Annotated in this window: 19 protein-coding genes; 9 read left to right on the top strand and 10 right to left on the bottom strand. The window is 59.3% G+C overall.

The window, feature by feature from the left end:
• Nucleotides 1-12: 12 nt before the first annotated feature.
• From ICA16_RS15295 to rpoE, 4 genes are all read right to left on the bottom strand, one after another.
• Nucleotides 13-1,443 (bottom strand): DegQ family serine endoprotease, encoded by a 1,431-nt coding sequence (locus ICA16_RS15295; RefSeq protein WP_042558069.1) that lies wholly within the window; start codon nt 1,441-1,443, stop codon nt 13-15.
• Nucleotides 1,444-1,650: 207 nt separating this feature from the next.
• Entirely contained in the window at nt 1,651-2,616 is a 966-nt protein-coding gene (locus ICA16_RS15300) for a MucB/RseB C-terminal domain-containing protein (protein ID WP_210700941.1), read from the bottom strand.
• Nucleotides 2,617-2,624: 8 nt separating this feature from the next.
• A complete protein-coding gene (locus tag ICA16_RS15305) occupies nt 2,625-3,212 on the bottom strand; it encodes a sigma-E factor negative regulatory protein (RefSeq protein ID WP_150603043.1) in 588 nt (195 codons plus the stop codon).
• Nucleotides 3,213-3,242: 30 nt separating this feature from the next.
• A complete protein-coding gene (rpoE, locus tag ICA16_RS15310) occupies nt 3,243-3,824 on the bottom strand; it encodes an RNA polymerase sigma factor RpoE/AlgU (protein WP_003172477.1) in 582 nt (193 codons plus the stop codon).
• Nucleotides 3,825-4,383: 559 nt separating this feature from the next.
• Here rpoE and nadB point away from each other — a divergent pair.
• On the top strand, nt 4,384-6,000 hold the full coding sequence (nadB, locus tag ICA16_RS15315) for an L-aspartate oxidase (RefSeq protein ID WP_210700942.1): 1,617 nt from the start codon (nt 4,384-4,386) through the stop codon (nt 5,998-6,000).
• Here the strand turns inward: nadB and ICA16_RS15320 are convergent.
• A complete protein-coding gene (locus tag ICA16_RS15320; RefSeq protein ID WP_210700943.1) occupies nt 5,969-6,421 on the bottom strand; it encodes a protein YgfX in 453 nt (150 codons plus the stop codon). The two genes, nadB and ICA16_RS15320, sit on opposite strands and share 32 nt — an antisense overlap.
• The gene (locus ICA16_RS15325) at nt 6,405-6,659 is read right to left on the bottom strand and encodes an FAD assembly factor SdhE (RefSeq protein ID WP_042558064.1); all 255 of its coding nucleotides are present in this window, start codon (nt 6,657-6,659) and stop codon (nt 6,405-6,407) included. The genes ICA16_RS15320 and ICA16_RS15325 overlap by 17 nt, the downstream gene beginning before the upstream one ends.
• A gap of 150 nt (nt 6,660-6,809) precedes the next feature.
• Between ICA16_RS15325 and ygfZ the strand changes: the two genes are divergently transcribed.
• Both ygfZ and ICA16_RS15335 read left to right on the top strand, forming a co-directional pair.
• The gene (ygfZ, locus tag ICA16_RS15330; protein WP_210700944.1) at nt 6,810-7,751 is read left to right on the top strand and encodes a CAF17-like 4Fe-4S cluster assembly/insertion protein YgfZ; all 942 of its coding nucleotides are present in this window, start codon (nt 6,810-6,812) and stop codon (nt 7,749-7,751) included.
• Between the two features lie 35 nt (nt 7,752-7,786).
• Entirely contained in the window at nt 7,787-8,608 is an 822-nt protein-coding gene (locus ICA16_RS15335; protein ID WP_150617657.1) for an HDOD domain-containing protein, read from the top strand.
• Between the two features lie 118 nt (nt 8,609-8,726).
• Here ICA16_RS15335 and ICA16_RS15340 read toward each other — a convergent pair whose 3' ends face one another.
• Both ICA16_RS15340 and ICA16_RS15345 read right to left on the bottom strand, forming a co-directional pair.
• On the bottom strand, nt 8,727-10,112 hold the full coding sequence (locus ICA16_RS15340; RefSeq protein ID WP_150603047.1) for a sensor histidine kinase: 1,386 nt from the start codon (nt 10,110-10,112) through the stop codon (nt 8,727-8,729).
• The gene (locus tag ICA16_RS15345) at nt 10,105-10,776 is read right to left on the bottom strand and encodes a response regulator (RefSeq protein ID WP_042558060.1); all 672 of its coding nucleotides are present in this window, start codon (nt 10,774-10,776) and stop codon (nt 10,105-10,107) included. Before ICA16_RS15345 ends, ICA16_RS15340 begins: the two co-directional genes overlap by 8 nt.
• 236 nt (nt 10,777-11,012) lie before the next feature.
• On the opposite strand from ICA16_RS15345, the gene ICA16_RS15350 reads away from it, so the two are divergent.
• The 5 genes from ICA16_RS15350 to ICA16_RS15370 all read left to right on the top strand — a co-directional run bounded on the left by ICA16_RS15350 (nt 11,013) and on the right by ICA16_RS15370 (nt 16,443).
• Nucleotides 11,013-12,305 (top strand): OprD family porin, encoded by a 1,293-nt coding sequence (locus ICA16_RS15350; RefSeq protein ID WP_210700945.1) that lies wholly within the window; start codon nt 11,013-11,015, stop codon nt 12,303-12,305.
• 100 nt (nt 12,306-12,405) lie between these two features.
• Entirely contained in the window at nt 12,406-13,383 is a 978-nt protein-coding gene (locus ICA16_RS15355; RefSeq protein ID WP_150594383.1) for a Bug family tripartite tricarboxylate transporter substrate binding protein, read from the top strand.
• A gap of 58 nt (nt 13,384-13,441) precedes the next feature.
• Complete coding sequence (locus ICA16_RS15360) at nt 13,442-13,900, top strand: tripartite tricarboxylate transporter TctB family protein (protein WP_150603049.1); 459 nt, start codon at nt 13,442-13,444, stop codon at nt 13,898-13,900.
• Between the two features lies 1 nt (nt 13,901).
• Nucleotides 13,902-15,416: a tripartite tricarboxylate transporter permease gene (locus tag ICA16_RS15365; protein ID WP_150603050.1), complete on the top strand. Its 1,515-nt coding sequence runs from the start codon at nt 13,902-13,904 to the stop codon at nt 15,414-15,416.
• On the top strand, nt 15,409-16,443 hold the full coding sequence (locus ICA16_RS15370) for an AbrB family transcriptional regulator (RefSeq protein ID WP_150617713.1): 1,035 nt from the start codon (nt 15,409-15,411) through the stop codon (nt 16,441-16,443). Before ICA16_RS15365 ends, ICA16_RS15370 begins: the two co-directional genes overlap by 8 nt.
• An 85-nt stretch (nt 16,444-16,528) precedes the next feature.
• Here ICA16_RS15370 and ung read toward each other — a convergent pair whose 3' ends face one another.
• Nucleotides 16,529-17,221 (bottom strand): uracil-DNA glycosylase, encoded by a 693-nt coding sequence (ung, locus tag ICA16_RS15375; protein ID WP_042561972.1) that lies wholly within the window; start codon nt 17,219-17,221, stop codon nt 16,529-16,531.
• A 132-nt stretch (nt 17,222-17,353) separates the two neighbouring features.
• Between ung and ICA16_RS15380 the strand changes: the two genes are divergently transcribed.
• Nucleotides 17,354-18,466: an enoyl-CoA hydratase/isomerase family protein gene (locus ICA16_RS15380; RefSeq protein ID WP_210700946.1), complete on the top strand. Its 1,113-nt coding sequence runs from the start codon at nt 17,354-17,356 to the stop codon at nt 18,464-18,466.
• 57 nt (nt 18,467-18,523) lie between these two features.
• On the opposite strand, the gene ICA16_RS15385 is transcribed toward ICA16_RS15380, so the two are convergent.
• Entirely contained in the window at nt 18,524-18,937 is a 414-nt protein-coding gene (locus tag ICA16_RS15385; protein ID WP_150603052.1) for a hypothetical protein, read from the bottom strand.
• Nucleotides 18,938-19,218: the final 281 nt, after the last annotated feature.

Genomic DNA, 19,218 nt, shown 5'->3' on the forward strand with positions numbered 1-19,218 from the left:
GCTCAATCCGGATTATTCAGCCAGCTTGAAGGTGATGAAGCTCGCACGGCCTTGACGCAGAACGCGCATCGACACCGAACGGTTCTTCGGCAGCGCCTTGGCGATCTCGGCGAACTCCTTGCTGGAGCCGATGGCCTGGTTGTTCAGGTGAGTGATGACATCACCTGGTTGCAGACCGATCAGGGCAGCAGGACCGTCCTGAACTTCCTTGATCACCACACCACCTTTGAGGTCGTAGGTTTTCTTCTGTTCAGCAGTCAGCTCGGCCACGGCAACGCCGAGGCGGTTGCTGCTGGTTTCAGCACCGGACTTCGGCAGCGCATCCAGCTCTTTTTCTTCATCCGGGATCGCGCCTACCGTCAGCTCGACGTTTTTGCGCTTGCCTTCACGAATCACTTCCAGATTGGCTTTGGCGCCAGACTTCAGTGCGCCAACCAGATGCGGCAAATCGGCGGACATGACGATCGGCTGACCGTTCATGCTCAGGATCACATCGCCCACTTGCAGACCGCCCTTGGCAGCCGGACCGTCATCCTGAATCTGTGCAACCAGTGCACCGGCCGGTTTATCCAGACCGAACGATTCGGCCAGATCCTTGTTCACTTCCTGGATGACCACACCCAGCCAGCCGCGGCTGACCTTGCCACCGCTCTTCAATTGATTGGAAACGTCCATCGCCACATCGATAGGGATCGCGAACGACACACCCATGAAGCCGCCGGAACGGGTGTAGATCTGCGAGTTGATCCCGACCACTTCACCGTTCAGGTTGAACAGCGGGCCACCGGAGTTGCCCGGGTTGATCGGCACGTCGGTCTGAATGAACGGCACGTAGTTTTCGTTCGGCAGGCTGCGGCCAACGGCGCTGACGATGCCTTGGGTAACGGTGTGGTCAAAGCCGAATGGCGAACCGATTGCCACCACCCACTGGCCAGCTTTCAAATCCTGAGACTTGCCGAGTTTGAGTACCGGCAGATCCTTCCCTTCGATTTTCAGCAGGGCCACGTCGGAACGCGGATCGGTGCCGACCAGTTTGGCTTTCATTTCGCTGCGATCAGCCAGACGGACGAGAATTTCATCGGCATCGGCAATCACGTGGTTATTGGTCAGGATGTAGCCATCCGGAGAAATGATGAATCCCGAACCCAGCGACTGCGCTTCACGCTGACGATCGCCACGCGGCGAACGCTGCTGAGGTGGCATGCCGCGTTCGAAGAACTCGCGCAGCATTGGCGGCAAGCCTTCAAGATCAGGCATCTGCTGGTTAACTTTGCGATCCGGCAGTTTCTGCGTGGTACTGATGTTCACCACGGCCGGCGAAGCCTGTTCGACCAGTTGGGTGAAATCAGGCAGATCGGCCGCTTGCGCAGCAGGGATCGCCTGACCGAGCAACAGCACGGTGGCGAAAATGGACAGATAAGACTTCAAGCTAGGTATCGACATACAGCTCCCGTTACGACGAGCAGGGTTAAGCGATATGGAGCAAGGAACACCGGAAACCACAGTCCGGCATTTTTGTTCCGGGAACAACAAACAAGGCCAGAGCCGTGAGGCTCTGACCTATAAAAAACTTTTGGGGTATTTGCAAATGAAAATGCTCAGCAAACATTTCCAGGTCTCGACGACGAAGTGGAAATGAATGGAATCAGCTCACTGCTTGCTGGTTGCAGAGACATCTTGATTACGCATCGACAGCGCGATTCGTTCGGCGGTGCCCATCGGAATCTCTCCGACAACCGTCACCATTATCTCGCCTTCGGGTGTAGTCAGGCGTCGGGAAACCGCGACAGTCGGACCTAACTGGGTCCGGGTGTCGGTAACAGTCGCGCCGTTCAAAGGCTCGAGAAAAACCGAAAAACGCGCCAGACCATCGTCATACATCAGGCTGCTAACCTGAGTCTTGGTTTGCGGATCTTTATGGGACGTGCTGCTGGTCAGTTCGAAACCCGGCGGTAGCCAGTCCGAATGCCACATCTGAGCGGTCTTGGCGGCAGAGGCCTTGTCACTGTCAAGGTTAATAACCTTGCAGTCGGCGTGTGCCAGCAAGTCTTTATCCGTCGGGACATCGTCAGTATCAAGGCTGGTGAACTGGAAACGTTCGAGCAATTGCCCCTTGTCGTTCAACAGCAACGACTTCAGCGGCAAACCGGTCTGCTTGTCCAGGTGCAACTCAAAACCGTAACGGTGCTGGTCACGAGGCGTCAGCGATACAATCACTGCGTCTCGGCCAGCCACGCGCGACTTGCCAACGACGGCAAGCTCATACCAGTTTTTCAGCTTTTTGGGATCGAGAGGACGAGCGGCAGTGTTCGGAGTATCTCCCAGCCCTGCAATCAGGGTGCCGCTGACGCATTGAGTATGTCCATCAATGCGCACGACTTCCTGTGCCGAACCGTCGAGCTGAAGCAAACGCTCGCGGACCTGACCATTCTGGACACGATGCCAGATGTTATGGGTAGAAAAACTACCGTTACGCTCGTAAACGAAAGTACCGTGAAAGCTTTGCTGCTGCTCGGCCTGGCCCAGACGGGTCAACCAGTCCTGGGCCTCGTCAGCGTGGGCTGGAACAACAAACCAGCCACTGAGCAGAAGCGAAAGTAGAGGTATGGCGCGCATGATCCTCCTTATTGGTTTTCCAGGCTTGCTGCACGTGCATAAGGCAACGCGCTTTCAGTACCTTTGAGCGCAGCTTGTTGAGCATGCTGGCGCAGGTAGCCTGGCAAACGCTGATCATGCCAGCCCGGTTGACCTTGCAAAACGCCGTTGGCCATAGGACCAGTGGCTTCGGAACTCTCACTGTAGCCTGCCAGCACAGCCGGGCCTTTGACCTGTGGAGTGGCCAGGGTTGGCTGATTGGATTGCTGAGCCAGTTCAACACCGGCGATTTCGTCCTGGTTGTACAGGCGAACACCGGCCAGAACGGCAACAGTCACCGAGGCTGCAACGGCCAGACGGCCAAGGTTGCGCCATGGGCTGCGAGATACTTTGGCCGGAGCCGTTTCGTCTTCCAGCGCAGCAGACACTGCCGCAGCGATATCCAGACGTGGCAGCAGCAGATCCTTGTGCATGGCTGCCCGAGCGATCTGGTAACGAGCCCAGGTTTCACGGGTTTCGACATCGTCCAGTGCATTGATCACTCGACGCAATTCCAGTTCGTCCGCTTCGTTATCCATCACTGCGGACAGCGATTCCTGCAGGGCTTCACGACTCATGGCGTTCCTCTCTTGGCTGTCGCCGCTGTCTCAGTTTTCCTGCAACAACGGCTGCAGGGCTTTATCGATGGCTTCCCGAGCGCGGAAAATCCGGGAGCGCACGGTACCCACCGGACACTGCATGACGCTCGCAATGTCCTCGTAACTCAGACCATCGAATTCACGTAAAGTTAAAGCCGTACGCAAATCCTCTGGTAGTTGCTGAATGGTTCGATGGACGGTGCCTTCGATCTCATCCCGCAACAGTGCTCGTTCTGGTGACTCGAGATCCTTGAGGCCATGATCGCCGTCGTAGAACTCCGCATCCTCAGAACTTACATCGCTATCCGGCGGCCGGCGGCCACGGGAAACGAGGTAATTCTTTGCCGTGTTGATGGCAATACGATACAGCCACGTATAAAACGCACTGTCACCGCGAAAGTTTCCAAGTGCTCGATACGCCTTGATAAAGGCTTCCTGAGCTACGTCCTGGGCTTCATGGGTGTCGTGCACAAAACGCACGATCAACCCGAGAATTTTGTGCTGATATTTCAGCACCAGCAGATCGAAAGCTCGCTTGTCGCCACGTTGAACGCGCTCGACCAGCTGCTGATCCTCTTCCTGGGTTAGCATGAACACTCCTCGATAGGCCCGAAGGAGACTTGCATAACTAAACGACCAGACTTGCAAACATAGACTCGGGCTTTTCGCAAAAGTTCTCCCCCTCCAAGCAAGTTTCCTGCGGGCTCTGATTTGGCACGCACGAAAAACGCAGCGCGGGATAAACCGGCTGCGCGAATAATCTTGTCATCGGTTTCGCCGGCAGGAACCCCTGATCGCAGATTCCTCACTGAAACCGACACTGTCCCTATTTCTGGCACCGTCTATTGATCTTGGACTTTTGGCAAAAGTTCCAATTATTTATAGCCGCACCCACCCGACATTGGGCGACTCTGGACGGAAAAAGACTGTTTCAACGCCGATACAGTCGTCTTTTCCCAAAACCGCAGGAAAAAACTTCCGACGAAGCACCCGGATTTTTCCGTCACAGTAGTTTCACAATGCCATCTGAGCCCGGCTATTGTGCCGCCCCACCCCTCTATATACTAGTGGGCTGTGTGGCTGACTTGACTCGCCGATCCAGGTGTCATGCGCCACCCCCGATCCGGGTCGCTTTGAGCGGAATGCTGAAATGAGCCAACAGTTCCAACACGATGTTCTGGTCATTGGCAGCGGTGCTGCCGGTTTGAGTCTTGCGCTGACCCTGCCAGGTCATTTGCGCATTGCCGTATTGAGCAAGGGTGATCTCGCCAATGGCTCGACTTTCTGGGCCCAGGGCGGAGTCGCTGCCGTGCTGGACGACACCGATACTGTCGAATCCCACGTCGACGACACCCTGAATGCTGGCGGTGGCCTGTGCCATAAGGACGCCGTACGCTTCACCGTCGAGCACAGCCGCGAAGCCATCCAGTGGCTGATCGACCAAGGCGTGCCGTTCACCCGCGACGAACAGTCCGGCACTGAAGACGGCGGTTTCGAATTCCATCTGACCCGCGAGGGCGGCCACAGTCACCGGCGCATCATCCATGCAGCCGATGCTACCGGCGCTGCGATCTTCAAAACCTTGCTGGCCCAGGCCAAAGAGCGCTCGAACATCGAACTGCTGGAGCAGCGGGTAGCGGTCGATCTGATTACCGAACGACGTTTGGGCATGGACGGCGATCGCTGCCTCGGCGCCTATGTGCTCAACCGCGCGACCGGTGAAGTCGACACCTACGGTGCGCGCTTCGTGATTCTGGCCTCAGGTGGTGCGGCCAAGGTTTACCTCTATACCAGCAATCCCGACGGCGCCTGCGGTGATGGCATCGCTATGGCCTGGCGCTCGGGCTGCCGGGTGGCGAACCTGGAATTCAATCAGTTTCACCCTACCTGCCTGTATCACCCGCAGGCCAAGAGCTTCCTGATCACTGAAGCCCTGCGTGGTGAAGGCGCGCATTTGAAGCTGCCGAACGGCGAACGCTTCATGTATCGCTTCGACAAGCGCGCCGAACTGGCACCGCGTGACATCGTCGCCCGGGCCATCGACCATGAAATGAAGCGTCTGGGCGTCGACTGCGTCTATCTCGACATCAGCCACAAACCCGAAGCGTTCATCAAGACTCACTTCCCGACTGTTTATGAGCGCTGCCTGGGTTTTGGCATCGACATCACCAAACAACCGATTCCAGTCGTACCCGCGGCGCACTACACCTGCGGCGGCGTAATGGTCGATCAGCATGGCCGCACCGATGTGCCGGGTTTGTACGCCATCGGCGAAACCAGCTTCACCGGCCTGCACGGTGCCAACCGCATGGCCAGCAACTCGTTGCTGGAATGTTTCGTCTACGCCCGGTCGGCGGCGGCAGATATTTTGGCGCAACTGGATGACGTCACAGCGCCAAGCACCCTGCCCGTCTGGGATGCCAGTCAGGTGACCGACTCTGATGAAGACGTAATCATCGCGCACAACTGGGATGAACTGCGGCGGTTCATGTGGGACTACGTGGGCATCGTGCGGACCAACAAGCGCCTGCAACGGGCTCAACATCGGGTGCGTCTGCTGCTGGACGAGATCGACGAGTTCTACAGCAACTATAAAGTCAGTCGCGATTTGATCGAGCTGCGCAATCTCGCGCAAGTGGCGGAACTGATGATCAGCTCAGCCATGGAACGCAAGGAAAGTCGCGGCCTGCATTACACCCTCGACTACCCGGACCTGCTGCCCGAAGCGCTCGACACTATTCTGGTGCCGCCCACCTACGTCGGCTGAACTTGAGCCGCACTCGCAGGCGTCGATGCAAATCCGTCGCCTGCGAGTCCCGTGGCACGCAGATCGATCTGACGCGCCACTCACCGCGCAAACGAAAACGCAGCACCACGATCAGCGGCAGTGCAAGGCTGTCCGGCCGCAACTGCACCGCTTGCCAGCCATCCGCCTGATTCCACAATTGCCAGCCGTCGCCGTCTCGACGCAATCCGCGCATTGCCTTGGGATGACTGAGCAAAATCTGCCGCGGCAACACCCAAAACCCGTGAAGCAGGCAACCGAAAGCCCCAAGCAAGCTCGCCCACACGGGAATTGAAAGCACAAACAAGGCACCCAGAGCGAATGCCTGGGCCAACAGATACGCCGCCAGCAACTGCCGTGAGGCATGCCAGCGGCATTCGAACGTATTACTTGGGCTGAACACGATCCAGGATCATGCGAACCATGCGTTGCAGCTCCGGATCTTCGGACTCGTTGCGCTCCATGAACCAGCCGAACATGTCCTGATCTTCGCAAGTCAACAGACGGACATACAGATCGCGATCAACTTGATTCAGGTTTGCGTAAACCTCCTGCACAAATGGCACCAGCAACACGTCAAGCTCAAGCATGCCGCGACGGCTGTGCCAAAAGAGGCGATTCAGTTCAACTTGTTCGACCATGGGGCCCTCCTCAAATTTGGCGGCAAGTATACAGCCCCGATGCCGCTCGCACAGTCGGCTTTGGTCGGGCACCACCGATCCTTTATCAACTACCCATTTCAACAACGCGCCCTTATGATGTGCCCCAGTCTATTTACCCTGCGAAGACCCATGGCCGATTCTGCTTTTTTCTGCACCCTGTCTCATGAAGGCGTTCTCGCGGTCCGCGGCGCGGATGCCGGAAAATTCCTGCAAGGCCAGTTGACCTGCAATATCAATTACCTGAGCGAAACAGCGTCCAGCCTGGGCGCTCGCTGCACGCAAAAAGGCCGGATGCAGTCGAGTTTCCGCATTCTGTTCGAAGGTGACGGTGTGCTGCTGGCGATGGCCAGCGAATTGCTCGAGCCGCAACTGGCGGATCTGAAAAAGTACGCGGTGTTCTCCAAGTCGAAACTGACCGACGAAAGCGCCGCCTGGGTGCGTTTTGGGCTCAGGTCGGGCGATGCAGCGCTGAGCAGTCTCGGCCTGGATCTGCCGATTGAGACCGACAGCGTGGTGCGCAACGACGGCCTGATTGCAATTCGCGTCTCGCCGGATCGTGCCGAACTGTGGGTACCCGCCGATCAAGCTGAAACCATCCGCCGCAAGTTGTCGATCACCCTGCCTGAAGGTGAACTGAACCAGTGGTTGCTCGGCCAGATCCGCGCCGGTATCGGTCAGGTCATGCCGACCACCCGCGAGCTGTTCATCCCGCAGATGCTCAACCTGCAAGCCGTCGGCGGCGTGAGTTTCAAGAAGGGTTGCTACACCGGCCAGGAAATCGTCGCGCGCATGCAGTACCTGGGCAAACTCAAGCGCCGTCTGTATCGCTTGAGCCTCGACGCCGCACAATTGCCGGAACCCGGCACGCCATTATTCGCGCCGAGCCACAACAGTTCGATCGGCGAGGTCGTACTGGCTGCCAACGCCGGGCAAAACATTGAACTACTGGCAGTGTTGCAGGCCGAAGCTGCAGAAGCGGGTGATCTGCATCTGGGCACCCTCGAAGGGCCTGCGCTGCATCTGCTCGATTTGCCCTACGAACTGGATCGCGACCGCGAAATCCAGCGCTGATCGCAGCATTTGTTGCAACACCCTAGAGAGCCTAAATGAACGAACTGGCGGATAAGATCCAACAGGATTTGGTTGAGGCCATCGATAAAGATGACCTGGTTCTGCCAACACTGCCGGAAGTAGCCTTGCAAATTCGCAAGGCTGCGGAAGATCCGGAAATCAGCGTCAGCGAGCTGAGCAAAGTTATTGGCCGTGACACGGCGCTGTCCGCGCGCCTGATCAAAGTGGTCAACAGCCCACTGCTGCGCGCGGCGCAGGAAGTCACCGACCTGCACACCGCCATCACCCGCCTGGGCATCAACTACAGCAGTAACCTGGCGATCGGTCTGGTGATGGAGCAGATTTTCCACGCCAGTTCCGAGGTAGTGGAACAGAAAATGCGCGAAGTCTGGCGCAAGAGCCTGGAAATTGCCGGGGTCAGTTATGCGTTGTGTCGTCGTTACACCCAGCTCAAGCCGGATCAGGCGGCGCTGGGCGGGCTGGTGCATCAGATCGGCGTGCTGCCGATTCTGACCTACGCCGAAGACCACTATGAACTGCTGTCGGACCCGGTCAGCCTCAACCATGTAATCGACCAGCTTCATCCGTTGCTGGGTGACAAACTCTTGCGCGTGTGGGACTTTCCGGAACGACTGGTGGAGCTGCCGGGGCTGTATCAGGATCTCAAACGCGACTCGGCGCAGATCGATTATGTCGATCTGGTGCAGGTGGCGAGCCTGTATTGCCACAAGGGCACTGACCATCCGTTTGCGCGGATTGATCCGCTGAGTGTTCCGGCGTTCAGGAAGCTTGGGATTGATCCGGAAAACAAGGCGCTGTGTGCGGATCTGGAAGAATCGCGCTCGATGTTTTACTGATCCAAGACCTTGGTGCTGCCATCGCTAGCAGGCTAGCTCCCACACTGGATCTGTGATTGAGACAAATCCGCTGTGGGAGCCAGCCTGCTGGCGATGGGGCCAACGCAATCAACACAATTCACCCCGCAATAAAACTCACCCGCACCTTCAGCCCCGCCTGCTCACCATCATGCAGCGTGATCTGCGCCAGATGCGCCCGGCAGATCTCGCCGACAATCGCCAGACCCAATCCCGATCCCGCCACCTGCTGATTACGCCGGTAGAAGCGCTCGAACACGCGATCGCGCTCTTGCAGCGGAATTCCCGGCCCGTCGTCCTCAACCTCAAGCACTGCCGGGGTCAGCACGCGCAAGATCACATTGCCGCCCGGTGGCGTATGCGCCAGGGCGTTATCCACCAGATTGCTCAACAACTCATTCAGCAGCGTCGGCTCGCCGCGCAGCCACACCGGTTCATCGGCCTCCAGCGCCAGCGCCACCCCGCGTTTGTGCGCCAGTGGCGCCATGGCCATGCCCAACTCGCGGGCCAACTGACTCAGATCGAGCAACTGCGCACCGCCCTCGGCAATCGCTCGGGCGCCATTTTCGACGCGCGCCAGCGACAACAATTGATTGGCCAGATGGGTCAGGCGATCTGTGCCTTGCGCCGAAGATTCCAGCGTCGTCCGCCAGACCTGCGGGTCATTTGAACGCAGCCCCAATTCCAGCCGCGCCTTCAACGCCGCCAGTGGTGTGCGTAACTCATGCGCCGCGTCGGCGATGAACTGCGCCTGGCGCTCGAACTGGCCACGCAGGCGCTCGGTGAAATGGTTGAGCCCGCGCACCAGCGGCCAGAGCTCATGTTGCACTTCCACCAGTGGCAATGGCCGCAAGTCATCGGGTTGGCGTTCCTCGACTGCCGTGCGCAAACGCTCCAGCGGACGCAGTGCGGCGCTGACGGCAAACCAGACCAACAGCAATGCACCGATCGCCAACATGCCCAATCGCAACAACGTATCGGCCGCCAGACTGCGCGCCATGCTGACGCGGGCTTCGTCGGTTTCGGCCACGCGGATTTCCGCCATGCCGTTCATGTTCGGCTCGCTCACTGCCTTGAGCAGACTGACCACGCGCACGTTCTGCCCCTTGTAGGTGGCATTGTAAAAACGCGCCAGCGCCGGATAGCTGTCAGTTCTTGGCGTACCGGGTGGTGGCCCGGGGAGGTTTTCGTAGCCGGAAATCAGCTTTTGATGGATGTCGTTGACCTGGTAGTAAATGCGTCCGGCGCTGTCGTAAGCGAAGGTATCGAGGGCCACGTAAGGCACGTCGGCACTCAGGCTGCCATCACGTTGCGACAGGCCGGCGGCAATGGTTCGCGCCGAAGCCAACAACGTGCGGTCATACGCGGTGTCGGCCGCCTCGCGACCATTCCAGTAAGCACTCAAGCCGCTGGCGAGCATCAACACCACCAGCAACGACGCAAGGTTCCACAGCAACCGCCAGCGCAGGCTGCTGGGCTTATGCATCGCGGCTTTCCAGCAGATAGCCGAGGCCGCGGAAGGTCACGATCGCCACCGGTTGACCGTCAAGTTTCTTGCGCAAGCGATGCACGTAGATTTCGATGGCATCGGGGCTGGCCTCTTCGTCCAGACCGAACACTTGCGCGGCCAGTTGCTCTTTGCTCATGACTCGCCCCGGCCGGGCGATCAGCGCTTCAAGCACGGCTTGCTCGCGGGACGTCAGCGTGAGCAGTTCCTCACCGAGGGAGAAACGTCGGGTGTCGAGATCATAGGCCAGCACCCCGCAGCGCTGCTGGCGTTCACCGCCCAACACACTGCGTCGCAACAGCGCTTTGACCCGGGCTTCCAGTTCGGTCAGTTCGAACGGCTTGGCGAGGTAGTCGTCGGCGCCAAGATTGAGGCCATGCACCCGATCTTTCACATCGCTGCGCGCCGTCAGCATCAGCACCGGCAGATTTTTTCCGCGAGCCCGCAACCGCGCCAACACTTCAAAGCCGTCCATGCGCGGCAGGCCGACATCGAGGATCGCCACGGCGTATTCCTCACTGCCCAGCGCCAGATCGGCAGCCACGCCATCGTGCAACACATCCACGGTCAGACCGGTGCTCTTGAGCGCCTGGGCGACGCTTTCGGCCAGTTGCAGATGGTCTTCGACGAGCAGAACACGCATGGATTTTTACCTCGTTCAGGGATGGCCGACGCCACTCTTTGCCGCGGAGTTTACAGCCGCAACCGCCACTGTGAAGCCCGAAAACATTGAAAGTCAGCTGAAAGGTTAGCGAAAGGTTAGGCCGTTAGAGTCGGCCTACGGACAGTTTCGACTGCCGTCGCTGCTGCCACACAGCGCTACGAAAAACGCCACGAAGCGTTTTCGACCAATAAGAACAATAATCGGAGTACACCCGCATGCCGTCCATGCAGTCCCAGGTCCTTGTGCCTGTTCGCCCTTCCCGTCTCCGCCACACTGCCCTCGCCAGTGCAACCGCCCTCGCGGGTTTTTCGCCGTTGAGTTTTGCCGACTTCATTGAAGACAGCAGAGCCACCTTCGAAACCCGCAACATGTATTTCAACCGCGACTTTCGCGACGGCACCAGCGCCCAGCAATCCAAACGCGATGAATGGGCTCAGGGCTTCATGCTCAATCTGCAATCGGGCTACACCGACGGCACCGTGGGGTTCGGTGTCGATGCGCTGGGCATGCTCGGTGTGAAACTTGATTCGAGTCCGGACCGCACCGGCACCGGCCTGTTGCCGACCCACGACGACGGGCGCGCGGCGGACGAATACTCGAAACTCGGCCTGACCGGCAAAGTGAAAATCTCTGCCACGGAACTGAAAATCGGCAGCCTGATTCCCGAACTGCCGATCCTCAAGCCCAACGACGGACGCATCCTGCCGCAGACCTTTGAAGGCGGCTTGCTGACCTCCAAAGAGATCAAGAATCTGACGTTCACGGGCGGGCGTCTGGAGAAAGCCAAGGATCGCGACAGCACCGATTTCGAGGACATTGCGCTCAACAACAAGAACAGCCGCTTTGCTGGCACCGCTGCCGGCAAGCACTTCGATTTTGGCGGCGTGGATTACAAGTTCACTGACAAGATCACCGGCAGTTACCACTTCGCGCAACTCGACGAAGTTTACAACCAGCACTTCTTCGGCCTGGTTGCCTCGCGCCCGATGGGTCCCGGCACGTTTGCCACCGACCTGCGTTTTGCAGTCAGTGACGATCAAGGTGCGGCCCGTGGCGGAGAGATCGACAACCGCTCGCTCAACGGCCTGGTCAGCTATGCCCTGAGCGGCCACAAGTTCAGCGCCGGTTATCAGCACATGTCCGGCGACAGCGCTTTCCCCTATGTCGATGGCAGCGACCCGTACCTGGTCAACTTCGTGCAGATCAACGACTTCGCCGGCGCCGAAGAACGCTCGTGGCAAGCGCGCTACGACTTTGACTTCAGCAAACTTGGCATTCCCGGCCTGAGCTTCATGAGTCGTTACTTGAGCGGTGACAACATCAAGCTCAAAAGTGGCGAAGAAGGCAAAGAGTGGGAGCGCAACACCGAGATCAAATATGTAGTACAAAGCGGCGCCTTGAAGGATGTCGCTGTTCGCCTGCGCAATGCCACCTACCGCTCCAACTACTCCGCTCGCGATGCCGATGAAGTGCGGCTGCTGGTGAGCTATAGCGTTGCCATTTGGTGATTGATTGAAACGCCGGGGTGCTGTGATCGGAAGATCAAAAGATCGCAGCCTTCGGCAGCTCCTACATAAAGCCTTACAACAAGAAACCGTGGAGAATCGAATGAACCTGTCACTGCGTAAAGTTGCACTCGCCGCCAGTTGCGTGCTGTTCGCTGGCCAACTCATGGCCGAACCGAAGCGTCCGGAATGTATCGCTCCGGCGTCGCCCGGCGGCGGTTTCGACCTGACCTGCAAACTGGTGCAGAGCGCGCTGGTCAACGAAAAACTGCTGTCCAAACCGATGCGCGTGACCTACATGCCCGGCGGTGTTGGCGCGGTGGCTTACAACGCAGTGGTTGCGCAGCGGCCAGCCGATGCCGGCACGCTGGTGGCGTGGTCGAGCGGTTCGCTGCTGAACCTGGCGCAAGGCAAGTTCGGGCGCTTCGATGAGACCAACGTGCGCTGGCTCGCGGCAGTCGGCACCAGCTACGGTGCCATCGCGGTGAAAAGCGATTCGCCCTACAAGACCCTCGACGATCTCGTTCAGGCCTTGAAGAAAGATCCCGGCTCCGTGGTCATCGGTTCCGGCGGCACCGTCGGCAGCCAGGACTGGATGCAAACCGCACTGATCGCCAAGGCTGCCGGGATCAACCCGCGCGAACTGCGTTACGTCGCCCTCGAAGGTGGCGGCGAAATCGCCACCGCGCTGCTCGGCGGCCACATTCAGGTCGGCAGTACCGATATCTCCGACTCCATGCCGCACATCCAGAGCGGTGACATGCGCCTGCTCGCCGTCTTCTCCGACAAGCGTCTCGACGAACCGGAAATGAAAGACATCCCGACCGCTCGCGAGCAGGGCTACGACATCGTCTGGCCGGTGGTTCGCGGCTTCTACCTGGGGCCAAAAGTCAGCGATGAAGACTACGCCTGGTGGAAGGATTCGTTCGACAAGCTGCTGGCCTCCGATGAGTTCGCCAAGCTGCGCGATCAGCGTGAACTCTTCCCGTTCGCCATGACCGGCCCGGAACTGGATACCTACGTGAAGAAGCAGGTTGCGGACTACAAAGTGCTGGCCAAAGAGTTCGGCCTGATTCAGTGATCGTCTCTGTCTAGCGGCTGCGGCCCCCGTTCGCGGGGCGGCGGCACAGGAGTTTCCCATGCTCTTACAACGCATTTTCGCTTCGGTGCTTTTGCTGGCCTGTGTCGGCCTGGCACTGATGGCGTGGCCGTACCAAGCGGCTTTTTCCTACGAACCGGTGGGCCCACGCGCCTTCCCTCTGCTGATGCTCGGCCTGATGGGTGCAGCGCTGTTGTACATGGTGTTCCGCCCGGCGCCGATCAAACACACTGAAGACGAGCCGCCACTGGATCGCCAGACGCTGACCAAGATCAGCATCTGCGTCGTGCTGTTGCTGGTGTTCGCCGGCCTCTTCGAACCGCTGGGCTTCATTCTCAGCAGCATGCTGATCGGCATTCCGATGGCGCGTCTGTATGGCGGTCGCTGGATGCCGAGCGTCGTGGTGACCACCCTGATGGCCATCGGTCTTTACCTGCTGTTCGACCGTGTGATGGACGTTCCGCTGCCCCTCGGCCTGCTCGACGTTCTGGAGAACTGATATGGATACTCTTGGCTATTTGGGTCAGGGTTTCGGCGTCGCGCTGAGCCCGTACAACCTGGTGACCGCGCTGTGCGGCACGTTGATCGGTACCGTCGTCGGCCTGCTGCCGGGGCTGGGCCCAATCAACGGCGTGGCGCTGCTGATCCCGATCGCATTCGCCCTCGGCCTGCCGCCGGAATCGGCATTGATTCTGCTGGCGGCGGTGTATCTGGGCTGCGAATACGGCGGCCGGATCAGCTCGATCCTGCTGAACATTCCGGGCGAAGCCTCTACCGTAATGACCACGCTCGACGGCTACCCGATGGCGCGCAAAGGCATGGCCGGTGTGGCGCTGTCGTTGTCGGCGTGGAGTTCGTTCATAGGCGCCTTTATCGCCACGTGCGGCATGGTGCTGTTCGCCCCGCTGCTGGCGAAATGGGCGATTGCCTTTGGCCCGGCGGAATACTTCGTGCTGATGGTGTTTGCGATTGTCTGTCTCGGCGGCATGGCGGGTGATCGACCACTGAAGACGTTTATTGCGGCGTTGATCGGTTTGTTCCTGTCGACGGTCGGCATCGACGCCAACAGCGGCGTGTACCGCTTCACCGGCGACAACATTCACCTGACCGACGGGATTCAATTCGTCGTACTGGTGCTGGGCCTGTTCTCGATCAGCGAAATTCTGTTGCTGCTGGAGAAAACCCATCGCGGCCAGGAAGCGGTAAAAGCTACCGGCCGAATGATGTTCAACTTCAAGGAAGCAGCGTCGGTGTTCACCGTGAACATCCGTTGCGGCCTGCTCGGCTTCATCATGGGCGTGTTGCCGGGTGCCGGCGCGACGCTGGCCAGCGCCGTGGCCTACATGACCGAAAAACGCATCGCCGGTACCAGCGGCAAATTCGGTCAGGGCGATGCCCGTGGCCTTGCAGCGCCGGAAACCGCCATCGGTGCTTCGGCCTGTGGCGCACTGGTGCCGATGTTGACGCTGGGCGTGCCGGGTTCGGGTACCACGGCGGTGATGATCGGCGCGCTGTCGCTGTACAACATCACTCCGGGCCCGCTGTTGTTCCAGCAACAACCCGACATCGTCTGGGGCCTGATCGCTTCGTTGTTCATCGCCAACATCATGCTGGTGATCCTCAACATTCCGATGATCCGCATCTTCACCCGCATCCTTGCCGTGCCGAATTGGGCACTGGTGCCGGTCATCGCGATCATCACCGGGATCGGCGTCTACGCGGTACACGCGACCACTTTCGATCTGTTCCTGATGGTCGGCATCGGCATCTTCGGTTACATCCTGCGCAAGCTCGACTTCCCGTTGTCGCCGGTTCTGCTGGGTTTCATCCTCGGTGGTCTGATGGAGCAGAACTTGCGTCGTGCACTGTCGATCTCCAACGGCGCGCTGGAAATCCTCTGGTCGAGCCCGATCACCTTCGGTGTCTGGGTACTGACCGCGATCATGCTGCTGATGCCGCTGCTGCGCATCTGGCGCAAACGTTCGGTCGCCCGGCGCGCAGTTGCCGATGTTTGATCGGCTGTCGCTAAAATCCTGGTGGGGAACCCCGCTGGTCGGTCTGCTTGGCGGTTACCTCGCCAGCCAGATCGGCTGGCCGCTGCCATGGATGGTCGGCTCGTTGCTGGCGATCATCCTCGTGCGCTGCCTGACCCCGTGGCAACTGACGGAGATCCCTGGCGGGCGTAAATGCGGCCAGTGGATCGTCGGCATCGGCATTGGCCTGCACTTCACCCCGGTGGTGATGGAGCAGGTGCTGAGTCATTTCGGTTTGATCTTCTTCGGTGCGCTGGTCACCAGTTTGTCGGCGGTGGTTGGCGTGTGGTTGATGCGCCGCACCGGTGAGGATCGCGCCACGGCGTTTTTCTCCAGCATGCCCGGTGGCTCCGGGGAGATGGTCAACCTCGGCGCACGCAATGGCGCAATGCTCAGTCATGTTGCGGCGGGGCAAAGCTTGCGGGTGTTGGTGGTGGTTTTATGTGTGCCGGCCGCGTTCAAGTATTTGCTGGGCGACGGCACGCCGATTTCTCATGCCGGCAGCGTCGATTGGCGCTGGCTGGCCATTCTGTTTCCGGCGGGCGCCCTGCTCGCCTGGATCTGGCAGCGTCTGCGCCAACCCAATCCATGGCTGTTCGGGCCGTTGCTGGTGAGTGCGGCGGTGAGCATCGGTTGGGATCTGCACATCGGCTTGCCCGATGGCGGCAGTCAGATTGGCCAGTGGTTGATCGGCAGCGGATTGGGTTGTCACTTCAATCGACAGTTTTTCAGGCGTGCGCCGTCATTCATGGGCCGCACGTTGATCGGCACGGCACTGACCATGTTGATCGCGACCCTGGCGGCGTTGGGATTGAGCGCTTTAACGCATCTGGATCTGCGTTCGCTGACGTTAGGCATGATGCCCGGTGGTATCGCCGAAATGAGTTTGACGGCGGAAACCCTGCAACTGTCGGTGCCGCTGGTGACGGCGATGCAGGTGATGCGGCTGTTGTTTGTGCTGTTTCTGGCGGAGCCGTTGTTCAAGTACTGGAATCGTAATCCCGAGTAAGACCGAGTTGCCCCCATCGCGAGCAGGCTCACTCCTACAGGGGAACGCATTCCAACTGTAGGAGTGAGCCTGCTCGCGATGCTTTTCAAACCGGCGGCAACCGCCACTCAATCGGCGTCTCGCCATTCTGCTCAAGAAACTTGTTGGTCCGGCCGAAGTGCCCGCATCCCAGAAAGCCACGATAAGCCGACAGCGGCGACGGATGCACCGAAGTCAGCACCAGGTGTTTGGTCGCATCGATCAGCTTCTGCTTGCTCTGCGCATGGGCGCCCCACAGCATGAACACCAGATGCGGTTGCCGCTCGCTGACCAGTTCGATGATCCGGTCAGTAAAAAACTGCCAACCCTTGTCCTTGTGCGCATTGGCGTTGGCGCGCTCGACGGTCATGGTGGTGTTGAGCATCAACACGCCCTGATCCGCCCAGCTCTGCAAGTAACCGTGGCTGGGGATGTCGATGTTCAGGTCGCGTTTCAACTCTTTATAGATGTTGACCAGCGACGGCGGCGCTGGCACGCCCGGTTGCACCGAGAAACACAAGCCGTGGGCCTGGCCCGGGCCGTGGTAGGGGTCCTGGCCGAGGATCACCACCTTCACTTTGTCCAGCGGGGTGGAGTTCAGCGCATTGAAAATCAGCGGCCGTGGCGGATAGATTTCCTTGCCGGCCGCCTGCTCCTGCTGCAGAAAGTTGCGCAACTCTGCCATGTAAGGCTGGTCGAATTCAGCACGCAGTGCCTCCTTCCAGCTCGGTTCGAGTTTGATACGGTCGTCAGCAGTCATGGTCATACCCGGCAAAAACAATGGGGCGAACCCTAGGAAAGCCGGCCACGCTTGTCAATTGATCTGATGCAGATCCGGCACTTTCCCACGCAGCGATCATACTGATCGTTCAAATTTCCGATCGAGGTCACGATGAATCTGCACTTCGAAGAACTCTGCGGCACCAACGGCGCCCGCATCGGTATCGCCAGCCTGGATGCTGAAAAATCGCTCAACGCGCTGTCCCTGCCGATGATCAACGCCCTTAGCGACAAGCTGGACGCCTGGGCCAAGGATCCGCAAATCGTCTGCGTGCTGTTGCGCGGCAACGGCACCAAAGCCTTTTGCGCTGGCGGTGAAGTGCGCAGCCTGGTGGAAGCCTGTCGCGCACATCCCGGCGAAGTCCCGCCGCTGGCAGCACAGTTTTTTGCGGCCGAATACCGCTTGGACTACAGCCTGCACACCTATCCGAAACCACTGATCTGCTGGGGCCACGGTTATGTGCTGGGTGGCGGCATGGGTCTATTGCAAGGCGCCAGTACGCGGATCGTCACGCCGAGCAGCCGTCTGGCGATGCCGGAAATCAGCATTGGGCTGTATCCGGATGTCGGCGCCAGTTGGTTTCTGGCGCGGTTGCCGGGCAAGCTCGGTCTGTTCCTCGGATTGACCGGCGCGCACATGAATGGCCGTGACGCGATCGACCTCGATCTGGCCGACCGCTTTCTGCTCGACGAGCAACAACCGGAGCTGATTGAAGGCCTGCTGCAACTCAACTGGCAGGAACAGACCGACATGCAACTCAACAGCTTGCTCAAGGCCTTGCAGCAGGAAGCCGTAGAGCAGATGCCTGAGGCGCAGTGGCTGCCGCGTCGTCGGCAGATCGACGAACTGCTCGATGTCAGCGACGTCACCTGCGCCTGGAAAGCCATCAGCCTGCAACGCGACAGCAGCGACCCGCTCATCGCCCGCGCGGCAAAAACCCTCAGCGAAGGCTCGCCGCTGACCGCCCATCTGGTCTGGCAACAGATCATCCGCGCGCGGCACATGTCGCTGGCCGAAGTCTTTCAGATGGAATACACCCTGAGCCTCAATTGCTGCCGACATCCGGAGTTCAGCGAAGGGGTTCGGGCGCGGTTGATCGACAAGGATCAAAAGCCGCACTGGCATTGGCCGGACATCAGCAGCGTGCCGGATGCAGTGGTTGAGGCGCATTTTCATAAAGCGTGGGAGGGGCGGCATCCGTTGGCGGATCTGACGGCTTACTGACTGAATCGCAGGCACAAAAAAGCGGCGCATCATGCGCCGCTTTTATTTACGGTTCAGTTACCAGCGATTGCCACGTCCGTTGTGGTCGCCGCGACCGCTATGGCGGTCGTAATTGCCGCGTCCGCTGTGGCGATCATAGTTGCCGCGACCGCGGTGGTCGTTGTCCCAACCGCCGCGACGGTGGCCTTCCCAGCGACCCCGATCATTACCGTGCCAGCGACGGCTCTCGTAGTACCGCGGCGACGGTTGATAGTAGCGCGGCGCCGACTGGTAATAACGCGGTTGCTGATAGTAACGCGGCGCTGGCTGGTAATAGCGCGGAGCCGAGTAGTACGTGCCGCCAGTGTTGTAGTACGCCGGTGCGGGTGATGTGTAAACCTCAGACCTGTAATAAGTGTCCGCGTACGAATACGGGGCACAACCGGTGACGGAAAACATCAACGCAGCAAGCAGAAGAATTCGTCGATACATGGCGGCCTCCTGGACCGCGGGTAGCCACACCAGCGACGCTGGCAGGCGTCAGTCTTTTATTCGGTGACTGACGAAAGATCAGACACCGATTTCCGAATCTGGTGCGATTCTGCAACAAGTTGAAACAAGTGATTTATTAAACCTTGTTCACTCGCAGAACGCGGTCATTCATCTGCTGATTAATGGTGGTCTGCGTGATATCCGCCGCCGTGATAAGCCATATCCTGGCCAACTTCAGATCAGCGGCGTGAACGCTGCATCACGGTGCAGCCGCGCACCAA

It is taken from the genome of Pseudomonas anatoliensis, assembly GCF_017976235.1.
GTDB lineage: Bacteria > Pseudomonadota > Gammaproteobacteria > Pseudomonadales > Pseudomonadaceae > Aquipseudomonas > Aquipseudomonas anatoliensis.